This is a genomic window from Pseudomonas sp. B22(2017), from assembly GCF_002113105.1.
Taxonomy (GTDB): Bacteria; Pseudomonadota; Gammaproteobacteria; order Pseudomonadales; family Pseudomonadaceae; genus Aquipseudomonas; species Aquipseudomonas asiatica.
The window spans coordinates 253,851-278,019 of record NZ_NEJN01000001.1 but is presented as its reverse complement, the minus strand read 5'-3'; the positions used below and the strand labels follow the sequence as shown (position 1 = coordinate 278,019).

Genomic DNA, 24,169 nt, shown 5'->3' with positions numbered 1-24,169 from the left:
CCCGGCCGCAGCACTGCGCGCCCGGCCTCGGCTGGCACCGTATTGCTTACCTGCGCCTGCTTTGGCATCCGCCCCTTTGGCAGGTGACTGGGGGATGCTCAGGGCTTTTTTGCCCAGTTCGGCACCTCGCGGCGCGCGCCGCTGGCCACAGGCTGCGCCGGCATTGCGCCCCAGTCGCCCTGCCCGCCCTGTTCGCCAGGGTTGCCCGCGTCTTGTCGACCGGGTTGCTGTTCAGGCTGCTGCGGCGCCGCAGGCGGGTTGGCCTGGGGCGAAACGCGGCGGCGATGGCGCAAGGCGAACTCGGCCACTGCATCGACATCGGCCTCCTCGATGGCCTCGCCACCACGCCACGCACAGTGGGCGCGTGCGGCGCGCAGCCAGACCAGATCGGCGCGCAGCCCGTCGACCCCAGCGGCATAGCAGCGTTCGGTGATCCAGGCCAGCGCCTGGTCGTCCAGGGCAATGCCGGCCAGGGCCTGACGCGCCGCCTGGCAGCGCTCGCGCAATTGCGCCTGGGCCTCGGCCCATTGCGCGCAAAAGGCCTGCGGGTCGCTGTCGAAGGCCAGACGGCGGCGAATGATCTGCTGGCGCGCCTCAGGCTCGGGCAAGCCTTCCAGGGCCACATTGAGGCCAAAGCGGTCGAGCAACTGCGGGCGCAGTTCGCCCTCCTCCGGGTTCATGGTGCCGATCAGTACGAAGCGGGCACTGTGCCGGTGCGAGATGCCGTCGCGCTCGATGCGGTTGGTGCCGCTGGCTGCCACATCGAGCAGCAGGTCGACCAGGGTGTCGGGCAGCAGGTTCACCTCATCGACGTACAGCACGCCACCATCGGCCTGGGCCAGTACTCCTGGGGAGAACTGCGCCTTGCCCTGCCCCAGTGCGGCATCCAGGTCGAGGGTGCCGACCAACCGCTCTTCGCTGGCGCCCAGTGGCAGGGTCACGAACGGGCCCTCACCGAGCAGGTCGGCCAAGCCACGGGCCAGGGTACTCTTGGCCATGCCACGTGGCCCCTCGATCAGCACGCCGCCGATCTTCGGGTCGATTGCGGTCAGGCACAGCGCCAGTTTCAGGTCATCGGCACCGACCACGGCTGCCAGTGGAAATTGCACGGGTTCACTCATTTCAAGCCTGTTCCTCGCCGTCGAGCAGTTGTTCCTCGAGGGCTTCGCGGTAGTCACCCGGTGCCTGCCACAGACCGCGCTGCTGGGCCTCCAGCAAACGCTCGGTAAGGTCGCGCAGGGCCTCGGGGTTGTGCTCGCGCATGAAGTCGCGGGTCGCCGGGTCGAGCACGTAGGCATCGGCCAGCGCCTGGTAATGATGGTCGTCTATCAGTTGCGTGGTGGCGTCGAAGGCGAACAGGTTGTCGACCGTCGCCGCCATCTCGAAGGCGCCCTTGTAGCCGTGGCGCTTGGCCCCGTCGATCCATTTCGGGTTCAGCGCTCGGGCGCGGATGACCCGGTTCAGCTCTTCCTTGAGGGTACGGATGCGCGGCCGGTCGGCCTGGCTATGGTCGCCGTGATAACTGGCAACTGCCGCACCGGACAAGGTTTCCGACGCCGCCAGCATGCCACCCTGGAACTGGTAATAGTCGTTGGAATCGAGCAGGTCGTGTTCGTGGTTGTCCTGGTTCTGCAGCACCGCCTGCACCTTGGCCAGGCGCTGGGCGAACTGGGCTCGGGCCGGGGTTCCGTCGTCGCTGGCGCCGTAGGCATAGCCGCCGTGATTGAGGTAGACCTCGGCCAGGTCGTCGCGGCTGTGCCACAGGCGCCCGTCGATGGCGTTCTGCACCCCGGCGCCATAGGCCCCGGGCTTGGCACCGAACACCCTCCAGCCAGCCTGGCGCGCGGCACGCTCGGGGTCCACGCCCTGCGCCTGCAGCGCGGCACGCTCGCTACGCACGCGGGCAGCCAGGGGGTTGAGATCGTCGGGCTCATCCAGCGCGGCCACGGCCTGCACTGCGGCATCGAACAGGCGGATGAGGTTGCCGAAGGCATCACGGAAAAAGCCGGAAACGCGCAAGGTCACATCCACCCGCGGGCGGTCGAGCAGGCTGAGTGGCAGGATCTCGAAATCGTCTACCCGCTGGCTGCCCGTGGCCCACACCGGACGCACGCCCATCAGCGCCATGGCCTGGGCGATGTCATCACCGCCGGTACGCATGGTTGCCGTGCCCCACACCGAAAGACCGAGCTGGCGCAGGTGATCGCCGTGGTCCTGCAGATGGCGCTCCAGGATCAGGTTGGCGGAGGCGAAGCCCAGGCGCCAGGCGGTGGTGGTGGGCAGGTTGCGCACGTCCACGGTATAGAAGTTGCGACCGGTGGGCAGCACGTCCAGGCGACCACGACTGGGTGCGCCACTGGGGCCGGCGGGCACGAAACGCCCGGCCAGCGCCGCCAGCAGGCCATCCATTTCGGCGCTGCCGCAGGCGTCCAGGCTGGGTGCCACCGATTCTCGCAGCGTCCGTACCACATCGTGCACCGGCTGCCATTCGCTCTGGGCAGGTAAATGCACGGTGCCGCACAGCGCCTGGTCGATCAACTGCAGCGCCAACAGTTCGAGGCGTTCGCGGGTATCGCCACAGGTGCGCCAAGGCTCGCTGCTCATGGCCTGCAGTTGTTCCGGGCGTGGCCCTTGCCACGGCTGGCCAAGTTCGCAATCGAGCGGATCGAAGCCTGGCACCAGCGCCTTGGCCAGGGCCCGCAACAGGCTGGCATTGCCACCGCGACCGTCGCCACGCTCGACCCTTAACAGCGCCAGCAAGGTATCCAGCCGCAGCCGGCCTTCCGGGGACTGGCCGAACACATGCAGGCCATCGCGAATCTGCGATTCCTTCAGGTCGCACAGGTAGGTATCCAGGCGTGGCAGCCACACGGCGGCATCGTCCAGCTGGCCTTCCAGCTGCAGTTCACGGTCAATGTGATTGGCCTTGACCAGTTCGAGAATGTCGCGCTGCAACTCGCGAGCGCGCCGCGGGTCGAGCAGCTGCGCTTCGTAGAACTCGTCGGCCAATTGCTCCAGGTGGCGCAACGGGCCGTAGGTTTCGGCACGGGTCAGCGGCGGCATCAGGTGGTCGATGATCACCGCCTGGGTGCGGCGCTTGGCCTGGGCACCCTCGCCCGGGTCGTTGACGATGAACGGGTAGATGTTCGGCAACGGGCCGAGCAAGGCGTCCGGCCAGCACTGCGCCGACAACCCGACGCCCTTGCCGGGCAGCCATTCGAGGTTGCCGTGCTTGCCGACATGGATCACCGCGTCGGCGGCAAAGGCATGGCGCAGCCAGAAGTGAAATGCCAGGTAGCCGTGGGGTGGTACCAGGTCCGGGTCGTGGTACACCGCGCTGGGGTCCACCTGGTAACCGCGCGCCGGCTGGATGCCGACAAAGGTCAAGCCAAAGCGCAGGCCGGCCACCATCAGCCGGCCACTGCGGTACATCGGGTCCTGCTGCGGCGGCCCCCAGCGTTCCAGCACGGCCTGGCGGTTTGCCTCTGGCAGGCGCTCGAAGGCGGCCTGGTAGTCGGCCAGGCTCAGGCTCTGCGCGCAGGGGCGCAGGTCCAGCTGGTCGAGGTCGTTGGTCACGCCACCGAGCAACTGATGGATCAGCTGCGTGCCGCTGCCCGGCAAGTCGGCCAGCGGATAGCCTTCGGCCTGCAGGGCCTTGAGTATGTTCAGCGCGGCCGCTGGCGTGTCCAGGCCAACGCCATTGCCAATACGGCCGTCCCGAGTCGGATAGTTGGCCAGCACCAGGGCTACGCGCTTCTGCGCATTCGGCAGGCGCGCCAGCTCGACCCAGCGGCGGGCCAGTTCGGCGACAAAGTCCATGCGCTCGGGGTGGGCGCGGTAGCAGACCACATCGGACTGGCTGCGCTCGCTGCGCCAGGCCATGTCCTTGAAACTGACCGGGCGGGTGATGATGCGCCCGTCCAGTTCGGGCAAGGCGATGTGCATGGCCAGGTCACGCGCCCCCAGGCCCTGCTCGCTGGCTTCCCAGCCGGGCTGGTTGTCTTGCGCGCAGATGGCCTGCAGCACCGGGATGTCGCGACGGAACGGGCGCAGGTTGGGGCGCTCGGGGCTGGACAGGGCAAAGCCGGTGGTGTTGACCAGCACTTCGGCCCCCACCTCGTCCAGCCAGGCTTCGACCTGCTCCAGGCAGGCGCTTTCCTTGAGGCTGGCCACGGCGATCGGCAACGGGTTGAGCCCGGCGGCCTGCAGGTGCTGGCAGAACACATCGATGAACGCGGTGTTGGCCGCCTGCAGGTGCGAGCGGTAGAACAACAGTGGCGCCACCGGCTGCTCGGGGTGCCACTGCGGGTACCAATCCTCCAGCGTGGCGCTGCCCTTGGCCGGGTGATACACGGCAGTGCGCGGCAGCGGCTGCGGCTCGTCCCAGGCATAGTCGCGGCCCAGCCACTGGCTGGCCAGGCAGTTGAACAGGTTGATGGCGTTGGCCTTGCCGCCCTGGCGCAAGTAGTGCCAAAGGCGTTCGGCCTGCTCGCCGCTGACACTGCCCAGGCTGGTCAGCTCCGGGTCGGGGCGGTCGTCACCCGGCACCAGGATCAGCTGCACGCCACGGCCGGCCAACTCGACCAACTGCTCGACGCCATAGCGCCAGTAGCCGACACCACCGTGCAGCGACACCAGGATGACCTTGGCATGGCGCAGCACCTGGTCGACGTACAGGTCGACCGAGGCATGGTTCTGTACCTGCATCGGGTTGGCCAGGCGCAGGCTGGGGTAATCCTCGGGCAATTGCTCGGCGGTATCGGCGAGCAATGCCAGGTGCGAATCGCCGCTGCAGAGAATCACCAGCTCGGCGGGCGTCTGGCCGAGGTCGGCAATGCTGTCATCCGGCACGAAGCCGCCGGGCTGGGTCCGCAGCAGGTGCATGGGTCAGGCGCCCAGTGCCTGGCGTAGGCGCGCTTCCAGCTGGGCGGCGTCAAGGTCCTGGCCAATCAGCACCAGGCGGGTGATGCGCGGCTCGTCGGCGCGCCAGGCGCGGTCGAAGTGCTTGTCGAAACGGGTACCCACGCCTTGCACCAGCAGGCGCATCGGTTTGCCCGGGATGGCAGCGAAGCCTTTGGCGCGCAGGATGCCGAACTCCACCACCAGCTGGGTCAGGGCATCGAGCAGCAGGCTTTCGTCGGCTTCGGGCAGGTCGATGGAGATGGAGTCGAAGGCGTCGTGGTCATGATCGTCATGGTCATCACCGTCATGGTGGGAATCATGGTGGGTACGGCGACCATCGATGTGCGCCTCGGACTCGGCGCCCACACCCAGCAGCACCTCCAGCGGCAGCTTGCCGCTGCTGGCCTCGACAACCTTGACCGCCGGAGGCAGTTCTTCGGCCACCTCGGTGCGGACCTTGGCCAGGCCTGCAGCGTCGATCAGGTCGGCCTTGTTCAGCACCACCAGGTCGGCGCTGGCCAACTGGTCGGCGAACAGTTCGTGCAGTGGCGACTCGTGGTCCAGGTTGGGGTCGAGCTTGCGCTGGGCATCGACCTGGTCCGGGTAGGCGGCGAAGGTGCCGGCGGCCACCGCAGGGCTGTCGACCACCGTGATCACCGCGTCGACGGTGCAGGCATTGCGGATTTCTGGCCACTGGAAGGCTTGCACCAGCGGTTTGGGCAGGGCCAGGCCGCTGGTTTCGATGAGGATATGGTCCAGGTCGCCACGGCGTGCCACCAACTCGCGCATCACCGGGAAGAACTCTTCCTGCACGGTGCAGCACAGGCAGCCGTTGGCCAGCTCGTAGACGCGGCCGGTGGCTTCTTCTTCGGTGCAACCGATGCTGCACTGCTTGAGGATTTCGCCGTCGATGCCCAGCTCGCCGAACTCGTTGACGATTACCGCAATGCGGCGGCCCTGGGCGTTGTCGAGCATGTGGCGCAGCAAGGTAGTCTTGCCCGAGCCGAGGAAGCCGGTGACGATGGTGACGGGGAGCTTGGCCAGTGTTTTCATGTCGCATTGCCCTTGGCAGATTGGCGCGGGCATGCAGGACGACAGCCGCAGGCCAGGCCGGCCGGGCTTGTTCGCCACCGGATCACCCCGCCCGGTTGAAAGTCGAAAACGTGACGAGGCAGGTCTCCTGGCTCGCACCGTTCCATGTGCCCGCTGGTGCAGCAGGCTGGCGGGATGACGCCTTCCCGCGCGCGAGCGCAGTGGCTGTGTCGATCCGTTGTCGGTGCTTACAGTTGCGGGGGCAGCCGCGGCTTGTACCGCGTTCCCGTCTTAGCTTCGGCCTGGCCGAAGAACCTCGAAGTGGCAAGGCTACGCAGTGGCTGGCGGGTGGTCAACCATTGGCTCGCCTCGATTCTTGTAGCGCCTGTGAGATCGAGCGCCGCGCGGGCGGCGCTTCGCAGCACAAGGCTGCTCCTACATCTGTTTCGGGCCAGTAACGCCTGTACCAATGCGCGCGACCGCCTTGTTTGTCCGGCACGATATCGAGGTGGACACCAAGGGGCCGCGCGCCTTTGCCTCAGGAATAATTGGCCCGAAACAGATGTAGGAGCAGCCTTGTGCTGCGAAGCGCCGCGCGGGCGGCGCTGGATCTCACAGGCCCTGAAAATGTTGTGGCGAGCACCTCGCAGCCCCACTGCAATACCTGCGCCGTGCCGCAATAAATGCATTGCAGGCTATCAATTCGTGACTGGCCGTTCCCGATCTGCCACGGATGTATTATGGTGGCGTGGTGCGCATATAACAGCAGCCCGAGCAATCGGGCACTTGCAAGACAATGAGGGTGTCATGAGCAACGAAAGCATTAATTGGGACAAGCTGGGTTTCGACTACATCAAGACCGACAAACGCTACCTGTCCGTATGGCGCAATGGCGAGTGGGACAAGGGCACCCTGACCGAAGACAACGTACTGCACATCAGTGAAGGCTCCACTGCCCTGCACTACGGCCAGCAGTGCTTCGAGGGCCTCAAGGCCTACCGTTGCAAGGACGGTTCGATCAACCTGTTCCGCCCGGACCAGAATGCCGCCCGCATGCAGCGCAGCTGCGCCCGCCTGCTGATGCCGCAGGTGCCGACCGATGTGTTCATCGAGGCGTGCAAGCAAGTGGTCAAGGCCAACGAGAAGTTCGTGCCACCGCATGGTAAAGGCGCCCTCTACCTGCGCCCGTTCGTGATCGGCACCGGTGACAACATTGGCGTGCGCACCGCCCCCGAGTTCATCTTCTCGATCTTCGCCATCCCGGTTGGCTCGTACTTCAAGGGCGGCATGAAGCCGCACAACTTCCAGATCTCCAGCTTCGACCGCGCAGCCCCGCAAGGCACTGGCGCGGCCAAGGTCGGTGGCAATTACGCCGCCAGCCTGCAGCCGGGTGCAGAAGCGAAGAAAGCCAACTTCGCCGACGCCATCTACCTCGACCCGCTGACCCACACCAAGATCGAGGAAGTCGGTTCGGCCAACTTCTTCGGCATCACCGCCAACAACGAGTTCGTCACCCCGAAATCGGCTTCGGTGCTGCCGGGCATCACCCGCTTGTCGCTGATGGAACTGGCGCAATCGCGCCTGGGCCTGACCGTGATCGAAGGCGATGTGGAAATCAACAAGCTGGACCGCTTCATCGAAGCCGGCGCCTGCGGTACCGCTGCTGTGATCACCCCGATCGGCGGCATCGAGTACAACGGCAAGCTGCACGTGTTCCACGACCTGGAAAAGGTCGGCCCGGTTACCCAGAAGCTCTACAACGAGCTGACCGGTATCCAGAGCGGTGACGTGGAAGCACCGGCTGGCTGGATCGTCAAGGTTGCCTGAGGCGCTTTAACGGTTTGAAAAACGGGGCATGCCAGCGATGGCATGCCCCTTTTTATTGGGTGCACCGGCTGCACCGGTGTTCGCGGCTAAAGCCGCTCCCACAGGTACAGCGCAAGCCTGAAGCCTGCGCCATCCCTGTAGGAGCGGCCTTGTGTCGCGAAAGGGCTGCGAAGCAGCCCCAGGATATCCGCGCAATGCACAAATCGAGGCGCAGCGCAGGCTGGTGGTTTTCATGCAAGGCGACGCTGCAACAGCAGGTGCCGGGCTTTGTCGAAAACCCAGTTGTACAGCACGGTGTAGGGCAGGATGATCACGAAGAAGCCCAACTCCACCATGAACGCCTGCAGCAACGAAATCTCCAGCATCCACGCCGCCACCGGCAGGCACCACACCACCAGCCCGGCTTCGAAGCCCAGGCCGTGTGCAAAGCGTGCGCTGGCCTTCCAGTGGATGCGCTCGGCTTGCACGTAGCGGTCGACCAGCGCGTTGTAGACCATGTTCCACAGCATGGCGATCACCGAGAGGGTCACCGCCAGCGCCCCCGCCGTCGCCAGCGACTTGCCCATGATCCAGGACAACAGCGGCGCACACAGCAGCACGGCGAACACTTCATAGCCGACGGCGTGAACCAGGCGTTCGGTGAAAGAGACATTTTTCATTGCAGATTCCATCCAGTGCGTGAGTCGTGCTTCCTATTTTCTTTGATAGAACTGATACTCGCGACATAGCTACCATCGATTTTATCAATACCATGCGCTACTCACCCGAAGCTCTGGTCGCCTTTGTCGAAGCCGCATCGCTGGGTTCGTTCTCCGCTGCGGCGCGCAAGTTGCGCAAAAGCCAGTCCACCATCAGCATTGCCATCGCCAATTTCGAGGCCGATGTGGGTTGCCCGTTGTTCGAGCGTGGCGGTCGCCACCCTACACTGAACGAGGCTGGGCGGCAGGTGCTGAGCCATGTGGAGGCGATTCTCGATGCCAGCGCCCAGCTCGATGCCCTGGCGGTGCGGCTGGCGGAAAACATCGAGGCACTGGTCTCGGTGGTGATGTCGGACAGCTACAGCGTGACCTTCCAGGGCGCGGTGATGGCCCGCTTCGCCCAGCACTACCCGCATACCGAGCTGCGCTGCGGCCCGTCGGAAGATGCCGATGTGATCGAGCTGATCCAGCAGGGCCTGGCACACGTCGGCATTCTTGCCACCCAGCCCAGCTACCCCGCTGACGTTGCCGTGGCACGCTTGCCCGAGCAGGCAGAGTTTGGGGTGTACGTGGCCAGCGGGCATCCGTTGGCGGCTTTGCCCCAGGTGCAGACGCAGCACCTGGAGAACGTCCGGCAGCTGTATATCAAGACCTATGCTCCCAGCCTGCACCACGGTCGTGGCCAAGCCTGGTCGGCACCGGACTACCTCACCTTGCTGGAGTTCGCCGTGCGCGGGTTCGGCTGGGCCGAACTGCCCAGGGCACTGGTGGCACGGTTTGGCAGTGGGCTGGTAGAGTTGCAGGTCGCGGGCTATCCACGGCGAGTGAATATGGACGTGGCCTGGTCCAGCCGGCGCGCGCTGGGGCCCGCGGGGCAGTGGCTGGTGCGGCAGATGCTGGAAAATAGTCCGCAATGAAATTCTATTCAGAAGCAATATGAAACATGGAACTACTCGCGAACAAATTATTGACCCAATACAAATATCTATTCATTGGATGAAGTCCGCTTAATTGTTCTCACCGCCACTTTCTTGATGAAGCCAACTGCTGCCCGTGGAATGCTCGGAAAACAGATTTTAATGCAAATGCGATACTGCTCCGCTCTGCCTTGCGCCCATTCCCACTTGGCACGCGATTCTACCTTCTTCAACCGTCATATCGGGAAACCTATACTCGTTCATCTCGTTCAGCACGGCGAACTTGACCCGCACAGCTTGGTCAGCCTGCTTAGCTCTCCCCAAGTGATTTCCAGGCAGCCGCATGCTTAACGCCACAGGAGTCCTGCATTGGATGAAGACGACTCTGTAACGTGTGTCACCCATGTACAATCCGGGGGAGATGGAGGCGAAATTTATCACCTGAAATGTTTCACCAGACACATAAAAAGATCGTTTAGTCTAGCCAGGGCGTTTACGGCGGTACCGATCGAGTACGCCCCTCAAACCGTGCCGAATTCTCTCCACCTGAGTTAGTGAAAGATCAGGATTCGCACGGTTAATAGATGCTTGTACATTACCACCGACAGCAAAAGCTTCCACTGCAACTCTGCGCAACTCCCTAGTCTGCTCAGAGCTTAATCCTTCTATAGCATGATTACTCTTATTGATAAATTCAAGAAGCTTTTCAAATTCACCAGCCTTCAACTTGTCACGACGCAATGTCCAGCTATCTACTGTGTGCACCGCACCTACCGTCCCCGCCGATGACGCGACCGAATAAACAGCAGAGTCTGCAATAGGCGACGACTGACTTTGAGCTGTGGTTATTGCCAAGCGCTGCGAACTGCTTTGCCCAGGCGCACCTGAGTCCTTCCTACCCGTTTGGGTACTCATAACCTCTTGCCCGACTCTTCGCTCAGTCGCCGACGACAGCCTTCGCCTTTTTCCACCTCCAGCCTCCAAACCTGTCTTTATTGCGTCCAATAATACTTCATGTTGAGTTGCTGGCGATATACTTCGAATCTGAATAGGGCGTTTTGTGGGCATATGCCCGCTGGGATCACTGAAATTGACCGGATCACCCGCACAATAGGCATAACAGTTCAAGCCCCCCGCTCCAAATGGGCTTTGGCTATCGGGACTCTGAAAACACATCAAGGCCGGATTTAAGGCACGATAACCATTTCCGAGTAAATAGAGATACCACAGCAACAGGTGACCATTGAATGCCGGTCGATGCAAGGGAATGTCATTGGGATTGTGATACCCATAGGCATTGTAGGTCACCGCCTCCGGCTGCCCCTGAGATCGGACGCCCACCACTGAATCCCCGCTGTCTGCAGCCAGTAATGCCGAGCGCGCTGTTTCCTGCTCCAGCCTAGTTTCTGCCAGAACGCCTGCCTGCCCTCTCATGCAGACCACGGCAGCGTTGCCTGACAACGCGGTATGAACCCTGTCTTGCTGCATGAAAAAGCGCGTGTACTTCATTGGCGAGGTCATATCTGGCTCCCGTGGATGAGGTAGCCATATTTTCGCGTCGAACCCCATCAAACAACTGTCAGAAATGACAGGTACGGCTTTCGTGAAACGCCAACTGGCGGTATGAAAGCCAGGGCTACCTTGCAGCCCATAGGAACGAAGCCCCATCAGATGAGCGCCACCTTCTGCGCAGCGCAGTTTCAGTCGTCGGCTTCCATACCCGCAAACGAAACGATGCGGCTCAAAGGCCCAGCAGAGTCAGTCATCCACCGGCACATCCACCACCTTCCAACTGTCATCCGGATCGAAGCGTTTCATCTCCTTGGCCAGCTTGTCGCCGTGCGGCCCGAGGTCTTTCTCGAACACCTCGCCGTCATGGCTGATCATGAAGCTCATCACCCCGGTGTCATCGTACCTGGCCGGCCAGGCGACCATGGCGAAGCCACGGCTCATCTGGTTGCCGATCAGGTAACTGTAGGCACCACCAGGGGCGGATGGGCCCTGTGCATCGAGGATACGAAAGTGGTAGCCATACCAGTCGTCGCCAACCCGGTCCTGGCCGAACAGCGGGCCCAGCGGGCTGACCTGGTCATCGCCATCGTCGTCCCAGTACAGCCCGTCATGCTTGCCGGGCTCGCTGAATATCTTCTGCGCGTATTCCAGCGCACCGTTGCCGTTGTGGTCCTGGGTGGCGTACTCCATTTGCGCATCGTGATAGGCCAGCATCGACTGCATGGCACCCAGCTCGTTGCGGCCAATACGCCGCGCGCGGATTTCGGCGCTGCCGGCCTTGAGGTCGAAACGCCAACCCTGGTCGCCTTTGGTCAACGGAATAGGCAACGTCCAGTGATCACTGCCCACCGCGAGGATGGCCTTGTTTGCCCCCGACAGGTTGATGCTGTGCTGCGCGCGATATTGCGCAAGGAACGTGTCCACATCACTGCGTTGCACACCGCCGCGCGGTATGTAGGTACGCCAGTCATCGCCCAGCAACCGGGCCAGGCGGGCTTCATCAGGTTTCTCCTCGCCCAGCGCCGCAACAAAGGATTCCACGGCCTTCTCCGGTGTCGGGAAGGCTTCCTGCGCAGCGGCCAGGGATGACCATGTCATACCGGCTGCGATTACCAGTGCCGCTATCGTTTGACGTTTCATCGACGGCCACCTCCCCCGCGGCGTGCGGGCGCACTGGGCCGGGAAATCTGGTGCCCGGCGGCACGCGATGCGTTCGGGCGCTGGGCGAACGACTGGCTGGTGCGGCCACGGCTGGCCTGAGCGCTGGTGCGCGAGGGTGAACGCACGCCGTCGAAGGCATTGTTACGCGCGCGGCCAGCGGTATTGGAAGGCCGATTTTGTGCCAGCTGCCGCCCCTGGCCTTCGCCCTGCCTGCGCTGGTTCACCTGGCTGTTCTGCTGGCGAGCCTGGGTGTTGCGGGTTTCCTGTCGACGGTCGGTTGCCCTGGGGTTGTCGCTACGAGGCTGCATGCGGTTGCCGACCGAATTGCCTGCCTGCGCCTCGCGCATCTGCTGGCGTGCCTGGCGGTTGCTGGTGGCCGGACGTTCGATGCCGGCCCGGTCCATCGACGCCCGGGCCTTGTCCCGCGCCTGGGCGCGTTGGGCGTCGTCACCGCGGAAGGCAGTACGCTGGGTGGCACCGTCCAGCTGGCGACCGTACTGCTGGCGGCTGCGAGAGTCGCGGTATGGCACGCCGTCGCGGTTGGCGGCGTTGTGCTGCCATTTGTTCTGGTTGTTGGTGATGCGGTTGTTGGCGTTGATGTTGTTGTAGCGGTTGACGTCGATGTCGATGTCGTTGTTGCCCCAGTCACAGTCGCCCCACAGCGAGGCTACGATCGCCACGCCGGTCCCGAAGGCCAGGCCCGCCACCAGTGCAGAACCAGGGTAATACATGGGCGGTGGCGGGTAATACACCGGCGGCGAGGCCGGGTAGGCCCAGGTGCCGTAGCTGGTGGTCGGGTTGTAGCTGGGCACGTACACCATTTGCGGGTCGGCTGGCTCGATGATGATGGTGGTGGGCGGGCTACTGGCCGTAACCACCTGAGTACTGCTACCACTGGAGGCCGGTGCCGGGGCGGTCTGCACGGTCACGTTCTGGTACTGGTTGCTCTGCAGGTTGCCGGCGGCCTGGGCCTGGTGGCGCAGGCGCTGCACGCCGCCCATGACATCGTCGGGCTGCGCAAGGAAGGCGTCACCCAGGCGCTGTACCCAGACCGGGTCTTGCCCCAGGGTCGCCAGTACCTGCGGGAAGGCCACCAGCGCCTGTACGCTCGGGTCCCAGGGCTGGTTCGCCACCTTCTTGACAGCATCGTCGCCGGTGGCCTTGGGGTTGGCCTTGGACCAGGTCACCGCTTCGCTCACCTGCCCCGGGTAAGTGGAGGCCATCAATACCTGGGCCAGCAGCGCATCGGGGTACAGCGCGATGGGCGCGAGCATCTGATCCAGTTGCTCCTGGGTGAACACCGGGTCCTTGGCCGCGACCGTGTCGGCTTGTGGTGCCGGATCGGGGGCCGGTACATCCTCTGCCAGCACCAGGCCGGGCGTGGCACTCAGATACAGGATCACCGACAGGACCGCTGACAATGGCATGCGCATCGCATCTCTCCGTGAGATCAGGCCGCGTGGGATAAGGGTAGCAATGGCGCTGCTTTTGGCCAGATACGGGGGCGCGAACTTTTCGCGCTCTAAGGGTGCGGTGGTTACTGCTTTTGAATCTATATCAGGGTTGGGCTGAGAACTGTAATTGACTGTACCGGCCCTTTCGCGGGCACGCCCGCGGCGGTGCTCAACCGCCCAGGGCGATGATCGCCACGATCAGCGACGCTCCAACTACTGCCAGAACCACGCCGGTCAACAGGGTGCGGCCACCGGAATAGCGTGCCAGCAACCAGCCCGCAAGGAAGAGCATGGCCAGGGCAACCAGGTTCGACACTCGGATAGCCGTACCGGTGGTCTCGATCAGCAGGAACGGAATGACCATCGGGAAAGTTGCCAGAACCACCAGCAGGAAAGTGGCCAGGGCAGCCTTGAAATCATCCAGCCCCAGGCGTGCCGGCAGCGGGCGGCCAGCATCACGCAGCATGCGCCCGCGCAGCATCTCCAGCCCGTCTTCATCCAGTGCCAGGCCGATGCGCTCTGGCAACGTATCGGCAATCAGCCTGCGCCCCTGGTTGATATCACCTGCTTGCAGGCGGGCCAGCAAGGTCCGGCTGCGGGTGCGTTCGGTCCAGGTACGCAGCAGGTAGATGACGGCATCGGCCAGGCCCCAGGCCAGGTTGCAGCCGAGCGCGGCAATCAGCATCAGCCGCGCGTCTTCGCGCCCTGCCGTGGCCACGCTCAGCGAGCCGATGAAGGTCATCGCCATCAACAGGCCGAAGATGACTTCGGTGATCCGGTCGATCGGTTCCAGCACGCCCCATTTTCGCGGTTGCTCGTCTTGCCCCATCGCACCCTCCCAGGAACCATCGATAGTCACTATCGAGAATGGCAATTTCTGCCGAACGACATGGCCGAATAACCTAGCTCCATCGACTCGCCGCCCACCACCCCGGCCCCTGGAGCTACCTGATGAACACCTTGGCCCGCCTGCTGTCCGCCACCCTTGCCGTCATTGCCATCGCCATCACCAGCGGCTGTGCCAGCCACCCCGAACTGCGTCCCTACACCGCCGAAGAAACCCGTCAACTGCAATTGGAAGCCTTGCAACGCCGTGGCCTGTCGCTGGACGACTACGAGCAGCAACGGCGGGTAATCCAGCGTGCCGGCAACCTGCCCGTAGTGACCGAAGCTGCAGACGCCGACCGTTCGACCAAAGGCTGAATGGGCTAGCCGGCGGTTCCCTCACGTTACCTGCACAGGTATGCTTTACCGCTCAACCGCAAGCCTTCCAGGACGGAGACCATGACCAGGCCCCTTCTGTTGCTGAGTGCTGCACTGCTGTTCAGCCCCATGCTGCTGGCCCAACAGATCAAACGCGAACTGGGCGACTTCGACTTTACACTCGGCACCACCCCCTCACGCAGTATGGCCCAGGGGCTGATATCGCCCAGCGCCATCGGTGCGTTCCACGGTGGCCTCGACTTCAGCCACCCCAGCGGCTGGTACCTTGGCCAGTACGCCCCGAGCATGGGCGTGACGCCCGACTCCACCCTGCGGCTGGACAGTTACCTGGGCTACAAGCACCGGTTCGACACTAGCCTGGGCTACGAGGTGGGGTTGATCCATTATAGTCAGCCAAACATTGCGGGCCCCGACAGCTATGCCCTGTACGGCGGTGTTTCGGTGCTGGGCAGCCGTTTCGGTGGAGCGCTGCGCGACAATCCCGACAACCGCACCGCCACGCTGTTCGCCGACTTCGGCCAACTGCCGCTGTTTGATGTCGACCTGAGCGTCAAGCTCGCCCATCACCGCCTGGGTACGCCATTCACCATTGGTGATGGCAGCGAGGTGAATGCCTTTTCCGATTGGTCGCTGGAACTATCCCGGCCTTGGCTCGGCATCGACCTGAACCTGGTCTACAGCAACTCAAACCTCAGTGGTGGCGGGTGTGATGCGTATTCGGGCATCAACACCTATTGCGACAGCATGGTCACGCTCAAGGCGCAACGCCGTTTCTTTTAACGGCGCGGCGCCAGCGCCAGGGCGATACCGCCCAGCACCACCACGCAGGCCACCAGCAAGCGCAACGACAATGGCTCGCCAATCAGGCCAACCCCGCCCAACCCCGCGATCACCGGGACGCTGAGCTGCATGGTCGCCGCCTGCTGCGCGCTGACTTGCCTGACCACGCCGTACCACACGGCATAGCCAGCACCGGACGCCAGCACACCAGAACCCAGCGCATACAGCACGCCGAGCGGGCTCAGGTGCAAGCCGGCGCCCAGCAACAGCATCGGCGCCAGCAGCACCAGGCACGGCAGGCTCCGGGTGAAATTGCCGGCAGTGTCGGCCAGCGGCCTGGGTGAACCTTTGCCCAGCAGCGTGTAAACGCCCCAGGCCACGCCAGACAGGGTCATCAGCAAGGCACTGGCAAAAGGTGGCGCCGCAGTACCGGGCAACAGCAGCACCAGCAGGCCGACGAAGGCGATCAGCATGCCCAGCAGCATCCGCGCGGTGATTTGTTCGCCTTTGTACCAGGCGAAGCCGAACATGGTGATCTGCACCGCGCCAAACAGCAGCAACGCACCCGCGCCTGCGCCCAGTTGCAGATATGCCGCAGAAAACAGGAATGCGTAGAGGAACAGGGCCAAGCCGCCGCGCCAGCTCCCCCCCATGGCAAGCGCGGGTTTGCGCAGGCGGATCAACAGCAGCAGGAACAGTGCACCACTGGCCAGGCGCACCACGGTGAAGGATGCCGGGTCGATGGCCCCATCCTTCAGCGCGAGTCGGCAGAATACCGAGTTGGCAGCGAAGGCCACCAGGCTGAAAAGTGCGGGCCAGACCCAGGCCCGGGCCTTGGGTTCGGCAAGCGTGGTGGTGCCGGTGCTCATGGTGTGGTCACCTTTGAGGTCAATTGTTGTTATAGCGGCCATGCTGGTTGGGCCAGCACCGATATACAACATAGTGTTTATCTGCCGCCACCACCGAATCGCCCGGGCCTATACAGCCGCCACTGCCTCGATCTCCACCAGCATGCCGTCCAGCGCCAACCGGGGTACCGGTATCAGCGTGCAGGTCGGTTTCATGCTACGGCCCCAGGCCCTGTCAGCCTCGGCTACCCATTCATGCAGTCGCGTTTCGGAATGCTCGACGATCAGCAGGGTCAGCTTGAACACCTGGGCCAGGCTGGCGCCTTTCGACGCCAGGGCAATCTCAAGGTTGGCCAGTGCCTGGCGCGCCTGCTCGGCGAACAGCGGCGACAGCTGCCCGTTGCGGTCCTCCCCGCCCTGGCCGGCGATGAACAACAGGCGGCTGTCGGCATGAACCTCGGCGACATGAGAGTAGGCATTGCCGCTGGGGTCGTACAGGCCTTCGGGGTTGCTCAGCTGGAACGCGGTTGAATGGCTCACGGTAAACCCTCGATCAGTTGGAAGAGGGACGGAGTATCGAACCTTGAGTTAACTCGAGGTCAAGCATGCATCGTAAAACGGGCTTGTCTGCGTAGGACGTTTCGCACAGCGCACTGGCTTGCGTGAACCACGCGTTTGTATGCGCGGTGGCTGCCAGGCGCTAGATTGCGAGGCCCGGCATGGAGGCCTGCACGTACCAAGGATAAAGCGATGAGCAAATATGATTTTCAGCTGGCTTATACCATCAAGCCCAAAACCGCACGAGATGAAGACGATGCGGCAAAGGCGCGCCTGCACCTGCGCGAAAAAATTGGCCTGGACACCGTCGAACACATTGAAACCACCTTGCTCGGGGTGATCACTCTCAGCAGCACCACGCTCGCAGACCGCAGGCGCGATGCCGAAAAGCTGCTTCACGATTACATCCATGAAGCGCTCAAGCATCTGTGTGTGCTGTCGACCGTGAAGTTCTATGGTTGCCTGATGGTGGACGGGCTGGGGTCAGCCATTCGCTTCGATATCCTGCCCAAGTGAACATCGACGGCCTCAGGCGCCCCCGCGCCTGAGGCCGTTCTCCATCATTTTTCCTGCAGTACCGCCCTGCCCTTCACCGCCCGAGGCCCGCGCCAGGCCCAGAACAGCAAGCCGGGGAACGGTGCGTAGACCACGAAGACGATCCACAGCATCTTGCGCTCGGCGCGCCGGTCACTGCCGATGATGTGCCAGATGGCCCAGATTTCCAGCAGGATCACAAAGGCCGCGACGATGATCCAGATCGTTCCGATTTCCATGAGCGCTCTCCCATTTGGCATGTAATGGGTTGGGTTGCAGAGGCTGCCGAGGGTTCAGATTGATTTGGCTGGCGGCATGGCACCACGGCCCTTTGTAGGAGCGGCCTTGTGTCGCGATGGGCTGCAAAGCAGCCCCCTGCGGTCTTTCGTAGGGCAAAAATCCTGGGGCTGCTGCGCAGCCCATCGCGACACAAGGCCGCTCCTACAGGGAGTAGTGACGGCCCTCAATGCCGTGGTGCAGTCTCCAACGCCGCCTTCAACGCCGGCGCATCGGCAAATGCCCGCTGGCTCACCAGCTTGCCCTGCTCCAGTTGCAACCACTGCACCTGGCCATCCTGCCCTGGATAACGGCTGGCCACGCGCCCGTCGCGGTCGAGCAGCACGCGGTAGTTGTAATCGCGCATGGCGGGGATGGCGAACAGCTTGCTGATCAGCGCCGGCATGCGCTGGATGTCGGCAACGAACACCGCATCGCGCGCCTCCAGGTAACCCTTGGGCTGTTCGGCCAACGCCGCCTTCACCAGCTTTGCACCATCCATGTCGCGCGCCACCAGCAGGATGTGCGTGCCGGCGGCGAGACTATAGGCCTGGTCGTACTGGTCGAGCAGCGTCCACGGGGCGAGCTTGTCGCCCTGCTCCAGGGCATTGGCCAGCAATGGCATCAGGCAAAGCAACAGGGCAGCGGCGTACTTCATCAAGGTATCCTCAGTGACAGGAGCATCAGCATAGCGGCAACGGGCCAAGCCAGACAGGTTGCCTGAACACGACCTGGAATACGACACGGCCACCCGGGAGATTGTCTTTCCCCCGGCCACCCGCCACACTCTCAAGGCCAGCCAGGAAGCGGAGTCCAGAGTGCCCACGCCACGCCAGTTCAGCAAGAAGACCAGTACCAGCAACATGCTGCGGCTGAAGTCCACCAGCGCCAATGCCCAAGCCCCCTATCGGGTCGATTTCGTATTGCTCGAACACTTCTCCATGGCCAGCTTCACCGTGGCCATGGACGTGCTGGTCACGGCCAACCTGCTGCGTGCCGACAGCTTTCGATTCACCCCACTGTCGCTTGCAGGCGACCGCGTGCTCAGCGACCTGGGGTTGGAGTTGGTGGCTACCGAGTTATCCGCCGAGGCCCTGAAGGAGTTGGACCTGCTGGTGATCTGTGGCGGCCTGCGCACGCCATTGAAGTACCCCGAGCTTGACCGCCTGCTGGGCGATTGCGCGGCCCACGGCATGGCCCTGGGCGGGTTGTGGAACGGCGCGTGGTTCCTCGGCCGCGCAGGGGTGCTGGACGACTATGGCTGCAGTATCCACCCTGAGCAGCGCGCCAGCCTGTCCGAGCGCAGCCCGCAGACGCGGATCACCCCGGCCAGCTTCACTCTCGACCGCGACCGCCTCAGCGCTGCCAGCCCCAATGGTGCCATGGAGCTGATGCTCGGCCTGGTGCGCCGGCTGTATGGCGACGGCCTGGCCGAAGGCGTCGAGGAGATCCTGTCGTTCTCCGGTGCCCGCTATCGTCAGGTCGGCCCGGGCGCGAAGAAGTCCATGAGTTTGCACCTGCGCACCATCGTCGAGCTGATGGAGAACAACCTCGAGGAAACCCTCAGCCTCGACCAGTTGGCCGCCTACAGCGGGCGCTCGCGCCGACAGATCGACCGCCTGTTCCAGGCCCAGTTGGGCACTTCGCCGCGGCGTTACTACATGGAGTTGCGCGTCACCAAAAGCCGCCGCCTACTGCAGTATTCCGACCTGTCGGTGATGGAAGTGGCAGTGGCCTGCGGGTTTGTTTCGGTGTCGCACTTCAGCAAATGCTATGCGGCTTACTTTGGCTACCCGCCGTCGCGTGAGCAGCGGTTGGGCGAGTGAACAGGGAAAAGTGGCAGGAATGTGTGGCCTGGCGAGGCCTCTTCGCGGGCGCGCCCGCTCTCATAGAACAACACATGACTCATTGGTTCGGCGAGGTCCTGTAGGAGCAGCCTTGTGCTGCGAAGAGGCCGGGGCTGCCAAAGCCTGTCTATTGGCTGTACCGGCCTCTTCGCAGCACAAGGCTGCTCCTACAAAGGACGCGTCAGACGAGCGATATTGGTTCTCTGCGCGACAGCGCAGCCCAAAGGGCTGGGCTATCTCCCACAGGATCACCAAAGCATCCACGTGCGATCCCGGCGAGAGCGGGCTCACAAACCCAAGCGCAACGCCTCCCCCACCCCCGCCCCACGCAAATCGTCCACCGCGCTGACCAGAGCAAAGTTGTAGGCCCCATGCGACCAGTACCGCGCCTCCAGCTGCCCGTCCACGCGCTGCCCGTCCGGCATGCGCCGATAATGATCACCTGGTGAGCGCAGGAACAGGCTGATGCGCTGGCCCTTGCCATCCTCGAACACCAGCAACGCCGCCGGCCCCTGCTCATTGCTTAGCAGGCGCGCGCCCACCGGTTTGAAGCCGTAGCCCGCCAGGTCCGGCAGGTGGCCAACGCGGCTGAAGTGGCGCCCCAGCCAGTCGCGCAACTGGCCTGGGTCGCTGGCCTGGATATCCAGCGCCTGGCTACCGGCAAACAAGCGGTGTGCCTGGACAGCATCGGCCATCGGCAGGTCGGCACGCGCCAAGGTCGCGTCGCGCACCTGCCAACCGCCCAGGCCACCCACGCCCAATGCCAGCAGCAACACCGCCGCCGTGGCCCAGCGGCGCTGGCGGCGTTGGCGCAATTGCCGGCGCAACTGCCCCAGGTCCAGCTGCGCCGCCCCGGGCACTTCGCCAAACCCGGCCAGTGCCGTACGCAGGCGGCGGGCGTCGGCACGCCAACCCTCGACCTTGGCCGCGGCCTGCGGGTTGGCCGCCAGCCAGGCCTGCACCTCGGCCCGGCGCACAGGCTCCAGGCGCTCGTCGACATAAGCGTGCAGTTCGTCTTCGCTGGGGATCAGGCGCGTCATTTCAGTCTCCGCAAGGCCGGGGGCTGGGGGCTGCCCTCGGTCAGTTCGCGCAAGGCATTGCGGGCGCGCGACAGGCGCGACATCACAGTGCCGATAGGGATGCCCAGGGCCTGGGCGGCCTCCTTGTAGCTCAAACCCTCGATGCTGACCAGCAGCAATAGCGCACGCTGTTCTGCCGTGAGCCGGGCGAAAGCCTGCAGGTCGGCCTGGGCCAGGACAATGGCCTCGAGGTTGCCGCCAACCGGCTCGTCGTCGCGCTCGCCGCGGCCGAACCAGGACAGCCATCGCGCGTGCAGGCGCTCGCGGCGCTTTCCATCGAGGAACAGCCGATAAAGGATGGTGAACAGCCAGGCCCGCAGGGCATCGGCATCACGTTGCTGGTCGCGCCGGCTCAAGGCCCGCTCGACCGTTGCCTGTACCAGGTCGTCGGCGCTGCCCGGCTCGCGGGTCAGCCACACGGCAAAGCGGCGCAGGCGGGCCAGCAGCTCGCGCCACTGGTGGTCGTCCAGATCATGCATGGCAAAGTCCCGGCCTCTGGGGATGTCAGTGTATGAGGCAGACGCCTGTGAGGAAAATCTATTCCCGGCAAGGGAATAAGTTTTTCCCTGCGCCGTCGTACCGGCACCTTCACCGAACCGGACAATGACCATGAACTCACCCCTGCACGGCCCGGCCAAGGCCCTGCGCCTGGCCGCCATCGGCGTCGTGATGCTGGGCGCGGGCGCCGCCTTTGCCTATGCCGCCGGCTGGGTTGGCGATACCCGCCTGACCCCACAACGCATCATCGACACCTTCGAAGCCCAGGCCGGGCATTACCCGGGTTACCGTAAGAACCACGCCAAGGGCCTGTGCGTCAGCGGCTACTTCCAGCCCAGCGGGCAGGCCGTCAGCCTGTCCACGGCGCGGGCGTTCAGCCAGCCGCGGGTGCCAGTGATCGGCCGCTTCGCCATCGGCGGCGCCAACCCGTTCGCGCCGGATACCGGCATACCGGTGCGCAGCCTGGCCATCGAGTTGAGCACCGACGACGGGCAAGTCTGGCGTACCGGCATGAACAACCCGCCGGTGCTGGCGGTAAGCACGCCACAAGCCTTCTATGAACAGGTACTGGCGGGGGCACCCGACCCGGCCACCGGCAAACCGGACCCGGGCAAACTGCAGGCGTTTTTCGCCGCCCACCCGGAAAGCGCGGCGTTTCGCCAATGGGCGGCGGGGTACAAGCCCAGCAACAGCTTCGCCAGCACGCAGTACCACAGCATCAACGCCTTCCGCCTGATCGACGCAAGCGGCGCGTCCCACCCCGTGCGTTGGCAACTGGAGCCGCAGACAGCGTTTGCCGCCCTGCCTGCCCAAGTCGATGACAAACAGTTCCTGCAGCACGACCTGCAGCAACGGCTGGCCCAGGGCCCGCTGCGCTGGACGCTGCGCCTGGTACTGGCGGAACCCGGCGATGCAGTGGACGACCCTGCCAGCCCGTGGCCTGCCGAACGACGCAGCGTGGACGCCGGCACGCTGGTACTGCAGCAGGTCGACGGCCCCGAACAAGGAGCCTGCCGCGACCTCAACTTCGACCCGCTGATCCTGCCCCGGGGCATCCAGGCCTCCGCCGACCCGATCCTCGCCGCCCGTTCGGCCGCCTACTCGGAATCCTTCAACCGCCGCAGCCGCGAATCGCTCGGCACCGGAGCCCACCCATGAAAACCGACGCCTTCCACCCCCTCGCCCGCCTGTTGCACTGGCTCATGGCCGTGCTGATCCTGGCCATGTTGTTCATCGGTGTGAGCATGGTCGCCGACCTGTCGCCGCGCCACCCCGTGCTGATCGGGTTGCACAAGGCAACCGGCCTGGCCCTGCTGGTGCTGGTGCTGCTGCGCATCGCCGTTCGCCTGGCCCTGCCCCACCCAGCCCTGCCGCGCGACCTGCCTGCACTGCAACGCTGGGCCGCCGGGGCTTCGCACCTGGTGCTCTACGGACTGATGCTTGCCATGCCGCTGCTGGGCTGGGCCATGCTGTCGGCCGGTGGCTACCCCCGCCCCTTGGGCTTGCCGGCCATTGCCCCCCATGACCTGCAACTGTATGCAGTGCTGCGCCAGGCCCATGGCTGGGCTGGCTACTTGCTGTTCGCCACGGTGCTGGTGCATGTGGGTGCGGCCTTGATGCACGCGTGGGTGCGCCGCGATGGCGTGTTGCGTAGCATGTGGCCTGGCCCGCTGCGCCGCAGCCAATGACGCTCGGCAGGCCGGGGGCTCGACACCGATAACGATTCCCAACAAGATCGGCTTTCTATTTGCCGTACCGCCCTGGACTGCCCTATGAATGTCGCAAAGGATCCTGCCACACTCGCACCCGCCAATACCCTGGACTTGCGCCCCCTGCTGCTGGCCAACATGGCCTGCACCATGTCGATGATGGCCTTCGTCGCCCTGATCGGCCCGATCGCCCGCCAGCTCGGCATGGCCACCTGGCAAGCCGGTGCCGCCGTGACCGTGGCGGGCGTGGTCTGGGTGCTGCTGGCCCGGCCTTGGGGGCGCGCCGCAGACCGTCTGGGCCGTCGGCGCATCCTGCTGCTGGGCAGCGCCGGCTTCACCCTGGCCTACTGGCTGCTGTGCCTGTTCGTAGAAGGTGCGCTGCGCTGGCTACCGGGAGCGACCCTGGCCTTCATCGGCCTGATGGTCGCGCGCGGCTGTATCGGCGCCTTCTATGCTGCCATCCCGGTGGGCTGCAATGCGCTGATCGCCGACCATGTCGAACCGCAACGCCGGGCCCGGGCCATGGCCTCGCTGGGGGCGGCCAACGCCGTCGGCCTGGTGGTGGGGCCGGCGCTGGCAGCGCTGCTGGCGCGGCATAGCCTGAGCCTGCCGTTCCATATCATGTCGCTGCTGCCGGCCAGTGCCTTTCTGGTCCTGCTGTTCACCCTGAAGCCGCAGGCGCTGCCGCACAGCCATGCTCCCAGCCCGGTGCGCCTGAACGACCCACGCCTGCGCCGGCCTTTGCTGGTGGCGTTCAGCGCCATGCTCAGCGTCACGGTATCGCAGATCATCGTCGGCTTCTTTGCCCTCGACCGCCTGCACCTGGGCCCTGCCGAGGCTGCCCAGGCTGCCGGCATCGCCCTGACCACGGTAGGCGTTGCACTGATCCTGGCGCAGGTGCTGCTGCGCCAGCTGGAATGGCCGCCGTTGAAGATGATCCGGGTCGGCGCCACGGTTTCGGCCCTGGGCTTTGCCTGCGGCTCGCTGGCCACCACGGCTCCATGGCTGTGGGCTTGCTACTTTGTCGCGGCGGCTGGCATGGGCTTTGTCTTCCCGGCCTTTTCGGCGCTGGCGGCCAATGCCATGCACGCCTCCGAGCAAGGCGCGACGGCCGGGTCCATCGGTGCTGCGCAGGGCATGGGTGCAGTGATCGGGCCGCTGGCCGGCACCTTGGTTTATGCCGTCGATCCACGCTTGCCATTCCTGGCGGTGGCGGCGCTGTTGCTGCTGGTGGGGTCATGGCCAATGCCCCGCGATCAGCGGGCCTGACAAGCACAGCGCGCAAGCGCGCAGAGTGTGTTTTAATGCGCATC

The 24,169-nt window shown here is 64.4% G+C and carries 23 protein-coding genes and 1 riboswitch; of the genes, 9 read left to right on the top strand and 14 right to left on the bottom strand.

All coding sequences use genetic code 11. The features are described from left to right. Nucleotides 1-98: 98 nt before the first annotated feature. The 3 genes from CAG18_RS01430 to cobW are packed head-to-tail and all read right to left on the bottom strand — an operon-like array spanning nt 99 to nt 5,955. Entirely contained in the window at nt 99-1,121 is a 1,023-nt protein-coding gene (locus CAG18_RS01430) for an ATP-binding protein (protein ID WP_015270206.1), read from the bottom strand. Between the two features lies 1 nt (nt 1,122). Then, complete coding sequence (cobN, locus tag CAG18_RS01425) at nt 1,123-4,884, bottom strand: cobaltochelatase subunit CobN (protein WP_085719950.1); 3,762 nt, start codon at nt 4,882-4,884, stop codon at nt 1,123-1,125. Nucleotides 4,885-4,887: 3 nt separating this feature from the next. Beyond that, nucleotides 4,888-5,955, bottom strand: a complete 1,068-nt coding sequence (gene cobW, locus CAG18_RS01420; protein WP_015270204.1) for a cobalamin biosynthesis protein CobW — start codon at nt 5,953-5,955, stop codon at nt 4,888-4,890. 99 nt (nt 5,956-6,054) lie between these two features. After that, a riboswitch (cobalamin riboswitch) is annotated at nt 6,055-6,268 on the bottom strand. Between the two features lie 473 nt (nt 6,269-6,741). Between cobW and CAG18_RS01415 the strand changes: the two genes are divergently transcribed. Further along, on the top strand, nt 6,742-7,761 hold the full coding sequence (locus tag CAG18_RS01415) for a branched-chain amino acid aminotransferase (RefSeq protein ID WP_013972500.1): 1,020 nt from the start codon (nt 6,742-6,744) through the stop codon (nt 7,759-7,761). 230 nt (nt 7,762-7,991) lie between these two features. Here the strand turns inward: CAG18_RS01415 and CAG18_RS01410 are convergent, their stop codons facing one another. Beyond that, nucleotides 7,992-8,420 (bottom strand): multidrug/biocide efflux PACE transporter, encoded by a 429-nt coding sequence (locus tag CAG18_RS01410; RefSeq protein WP_085719948.1) that lies wholly within the window; start codon nt 8,418-8,420, stop codon nt 7,992-7,994. A gap of 92 nt (nt 8,421-8,512) precedes the next feature. On the opposite strand from CAG18_RS01410, the gene CAG18_RS01405 reads away from it, so the two are divergent. Then, nucleotides 8,513-9,376, top strand: a complete 864-nt coding sequence (locus CAG18_RS01405; RefSeq protein ID WP_015270202.1) for a LysR family transcriptional regulator — start codon at nt 8,513-8,515, stop codon at nt 9,374-9,376. A gap of 480 nt (nt 9,377-9,856) precedes the next feature. On the opposite strand, the gene CAG18_RS01395 is transcribed toward CAG18_RS01405, so the two are convergent. From CAG18_RS01395 to CAG18_RS01380, 4 genes are all read right to left on the bottom strand, one after another. Continuing rightward, nucleotides 9,857-10,897: an RHS repeat-associated core domain-containing protein gene (locus CAG18_RS01395; protein ID WP_256573329.1), complete on the bottom strand. Its 1,041-nt coding sequence runs from the start codon at nt 10,895-10,897 to the stop codon at nt 9,857-9,859. Nucleotides 10,898-11,134: 237 nt separating this feature from the next. Beyond that, nucleotides 11,135-12,028: a DUF2950 domain-containing protein gene (locus tag CAG18_RS01390; protein ID WP_085719942.1), complete on the bottom strand. Its 894-nt coding sequence runs from the start codon at nt 12,026-12,028 to the stop codon at nt 11,135-11,137. After that, complete coding sequence (locus tag CAG18_RS01385) at nt 12,025-13,482, bottom strand: DUF3300 domain-containing protein (protein ID WP_085719940.1); 1,458 nt, start codon at nt 13,480-13,482, stop codon at nt 12,025-12,027. Before CAG18_RS01385 ends, CAG18_RS01390 begins: the two co-directional genes overlap by 4 nt. Nucleotides 13,483-13,672: 190 nt before the next feature. After that, nucleotides 13,673-14,332, bottom strand: a complete 660-nt coding sequence (locus CAG18_RS01380) for a VIT1/CCC1 transporter family protein (RefSeq protein WP_015270197.1) — start codon at nt 14,330-14,332, stop codon at nt 13,673-13,675. A gap of 122 nt (nt 14,333-14,454) precedes the next feature. On the opposite strand from CAG18_RS01380, the gene CAG18_RS01375 reads away from it, so the two are divergent. Both CAG18_RS01375 and CAG18_RS01370 read left to right on the top strand, forming a co-directional pair. Then, complete coding sequence (locus CAG18_RS01375; RefSeq protein WP_015270196.1) at nt 14,455-14,706, top strand: hypothetical protein; 252 nt, start codon at nt 14,455-14,457, stop codon at nt 14,704-14,706. Nucleotides 14,707-14,787: 81 nt separating this feature from the next. After that, nucleotides 14,788-15,507 (top strand): TorF family putative porin, encoded by a 720-nt coding sequence (locus CAG18_RS01370; protein ID WP_054573121.1) that lies wholly within the window; start codon nt 14,788-14,790, stop codon nt 15,505-15,507. Here the strand turns inward: CAG18_RS01370 and CAG18_RS01365 are convergent. Together CAG18_RS01365 and CAG18_RS01360 are read right to left on the bottom strand one after the other, a co-directional pair. Continuing rightward, on the bottom strand, nt 15,504-16,376 hold the full coding sequence (locus tag CAG18_RS01365) for a DMT family transporter (protein WP_085719938.1): 873 nt from the start codon (nt 16,374-16,376) through the stop codon (nt 15,504-15,506). The two genes, CAG18_RS01370 and CAG18_RS01365, sit on opposite strands and share 4 nt — an antisense overlap. 108 nt (nt 16,377-16,484) lie before the next feature. Continuing rightward, nucleotides 16,485-16,895, bottom strand: a complete 411-nt coding sequence (locus tag CAG18_RS01360) for a RidA family protein (RefSeq protein ID WP_054573119.1) — start codon at nt 16,893-16,895, stop codon at nt 16,485-16,487. A gap of 210 nt (nt 16,896-17,105) precedes the next feature. Between CAG18_RS01360 and CAG18_RS01355 the strand changes: the two genes are divergently transcribed. Beyond that, on the top strand, nt 17,106-17,429 hold the full coding sequence (locus CAG18_RS01355) for a hypothetical protein (protein ID WP_015270192.1): 324 nt from the start codon (nt 17,106-17,108) through the stop codon (nt 17,427-17,429). Nucleotides 17,430-17,473: 44 nt separating this feature from the next. On the opposite strand, the gene CAG18_RS01350 is transcribed toward CAG18_RS01355, so the two are convergent. Further along, nucleotides 17,474-17,686, bottom strand: a complete 213-nt coding sequence (locus tag CAG18_RS01350) for a PLDc N-terminal domain-containing protein (protein ID WP_013972488.1) — start codon at nt 17,684-17,686, stop codon at nt 17,474-17,476. A 224-nt stretch (nt 17,687-17,910) separates the two neighbouring features. After that, on the bottom strand, nt 17,911-18,381 hold the full coding sequence (locus CAG18_RS01345) for a hypothetical protein (protein ID WP_054573118.1): 471 nt from the start codon (nt 18,379-18,381) through the stop codon (nt 17,911-17,913). 160 nt (nt 18,382-18,541) lie between these two features. On the opposite strand from CAG18_RS01345, the gene CAG18_RS01340 reads away from it, so the two are divergent. Next, on the top strand, nt 18,542-19,549 hold the full coding sequence (locus CAG18_RS01340; RefSeq protein ID WP_013972486.1) for a GlxA family transcriptional regulator: 1,008 nt from the start codon (nt 18,542-18,544) through the stop codon (nt 19,547-19,549). A 308-nt stretch (nt 19,550-19,857) separates the two neighbouring features. Here the strand turns inward: CAG18_RS01340 and CAG18_RS01330 are convergent, their stop codons facing one another. After that, on the bottom strand, nt 19,858-20,610 hold the full coding sequence (locus tag CAG18_RS01330; protein WP_061552185.1) for an anti-sigma factor: 753 nt from the start codon (nt 20,608-20,610) through the stop codon (nt 19,858-19,860). Beyond that, on the bottom strand, nt 20,607-21,128 hold the full coding sequence (locus CAG18_RS01325; protein ID WP_013972484.1) for a sigma-70 family RNA polymerase sigma factor: 522 nt from the start codon (nt 21,126-21,128) through the stop codon (nt 20,607-20,609). Before CAG18_RS01325 ends, CAG18_RS01330 begins: the two co-directional genes overlap by 4 nt. A 124-nt stretch (nt 21,129-21,252) precedes the next feature. On the opposite strand from CAG18_RS01325, the gene CAG18_RS01320 reads away from it, so the two are divergent. The 3 genes from CAG18_RS01320 (at nt 21,253) to CAG18_RS01310 (ending at nt 24,125) form a co-directional block, all read left to right on the top strand. After that, on the top strand, nt 21,253-22,305 hold the full coding sequence (locus CAG18_RS01320; protein ID WP_015270188.1) for a catalase family peroxidase: 1,053 nt from the start codon (nt 21,253-21,255) through the stop codon (nt 22,303-22,305). Continuing rightward, complete coding sequence (locus CAG18_RS01315) at nt 22,302-22,835, top strand: cytochrome b (RefSeq protein WP_015270187.1); 534 nt, start codon at nt 22,302-22,304, stop codon at nt 22,833-22,835. The genes CAG18_RS01320 and CAG18_RS01315 overlap by 4 nt, the downstream gene beginning before the upstream one ends. A gap of 84 nt (nt 22,836-22,919) precedes the next feature. Beyond that, nucleotides 22,920-24,125 (top strand): MFS transporter, encoded by a 1,206-nt coding sequence (locus CAG18_RS01310; protein ID WP_015270186.1) that lies wholly within the window; start codon nt 22,920-22,922, stop codon nt 24,123-24,125. Nucleotides 24,126-24,169 lie beyond the last annotated feature (44 nt).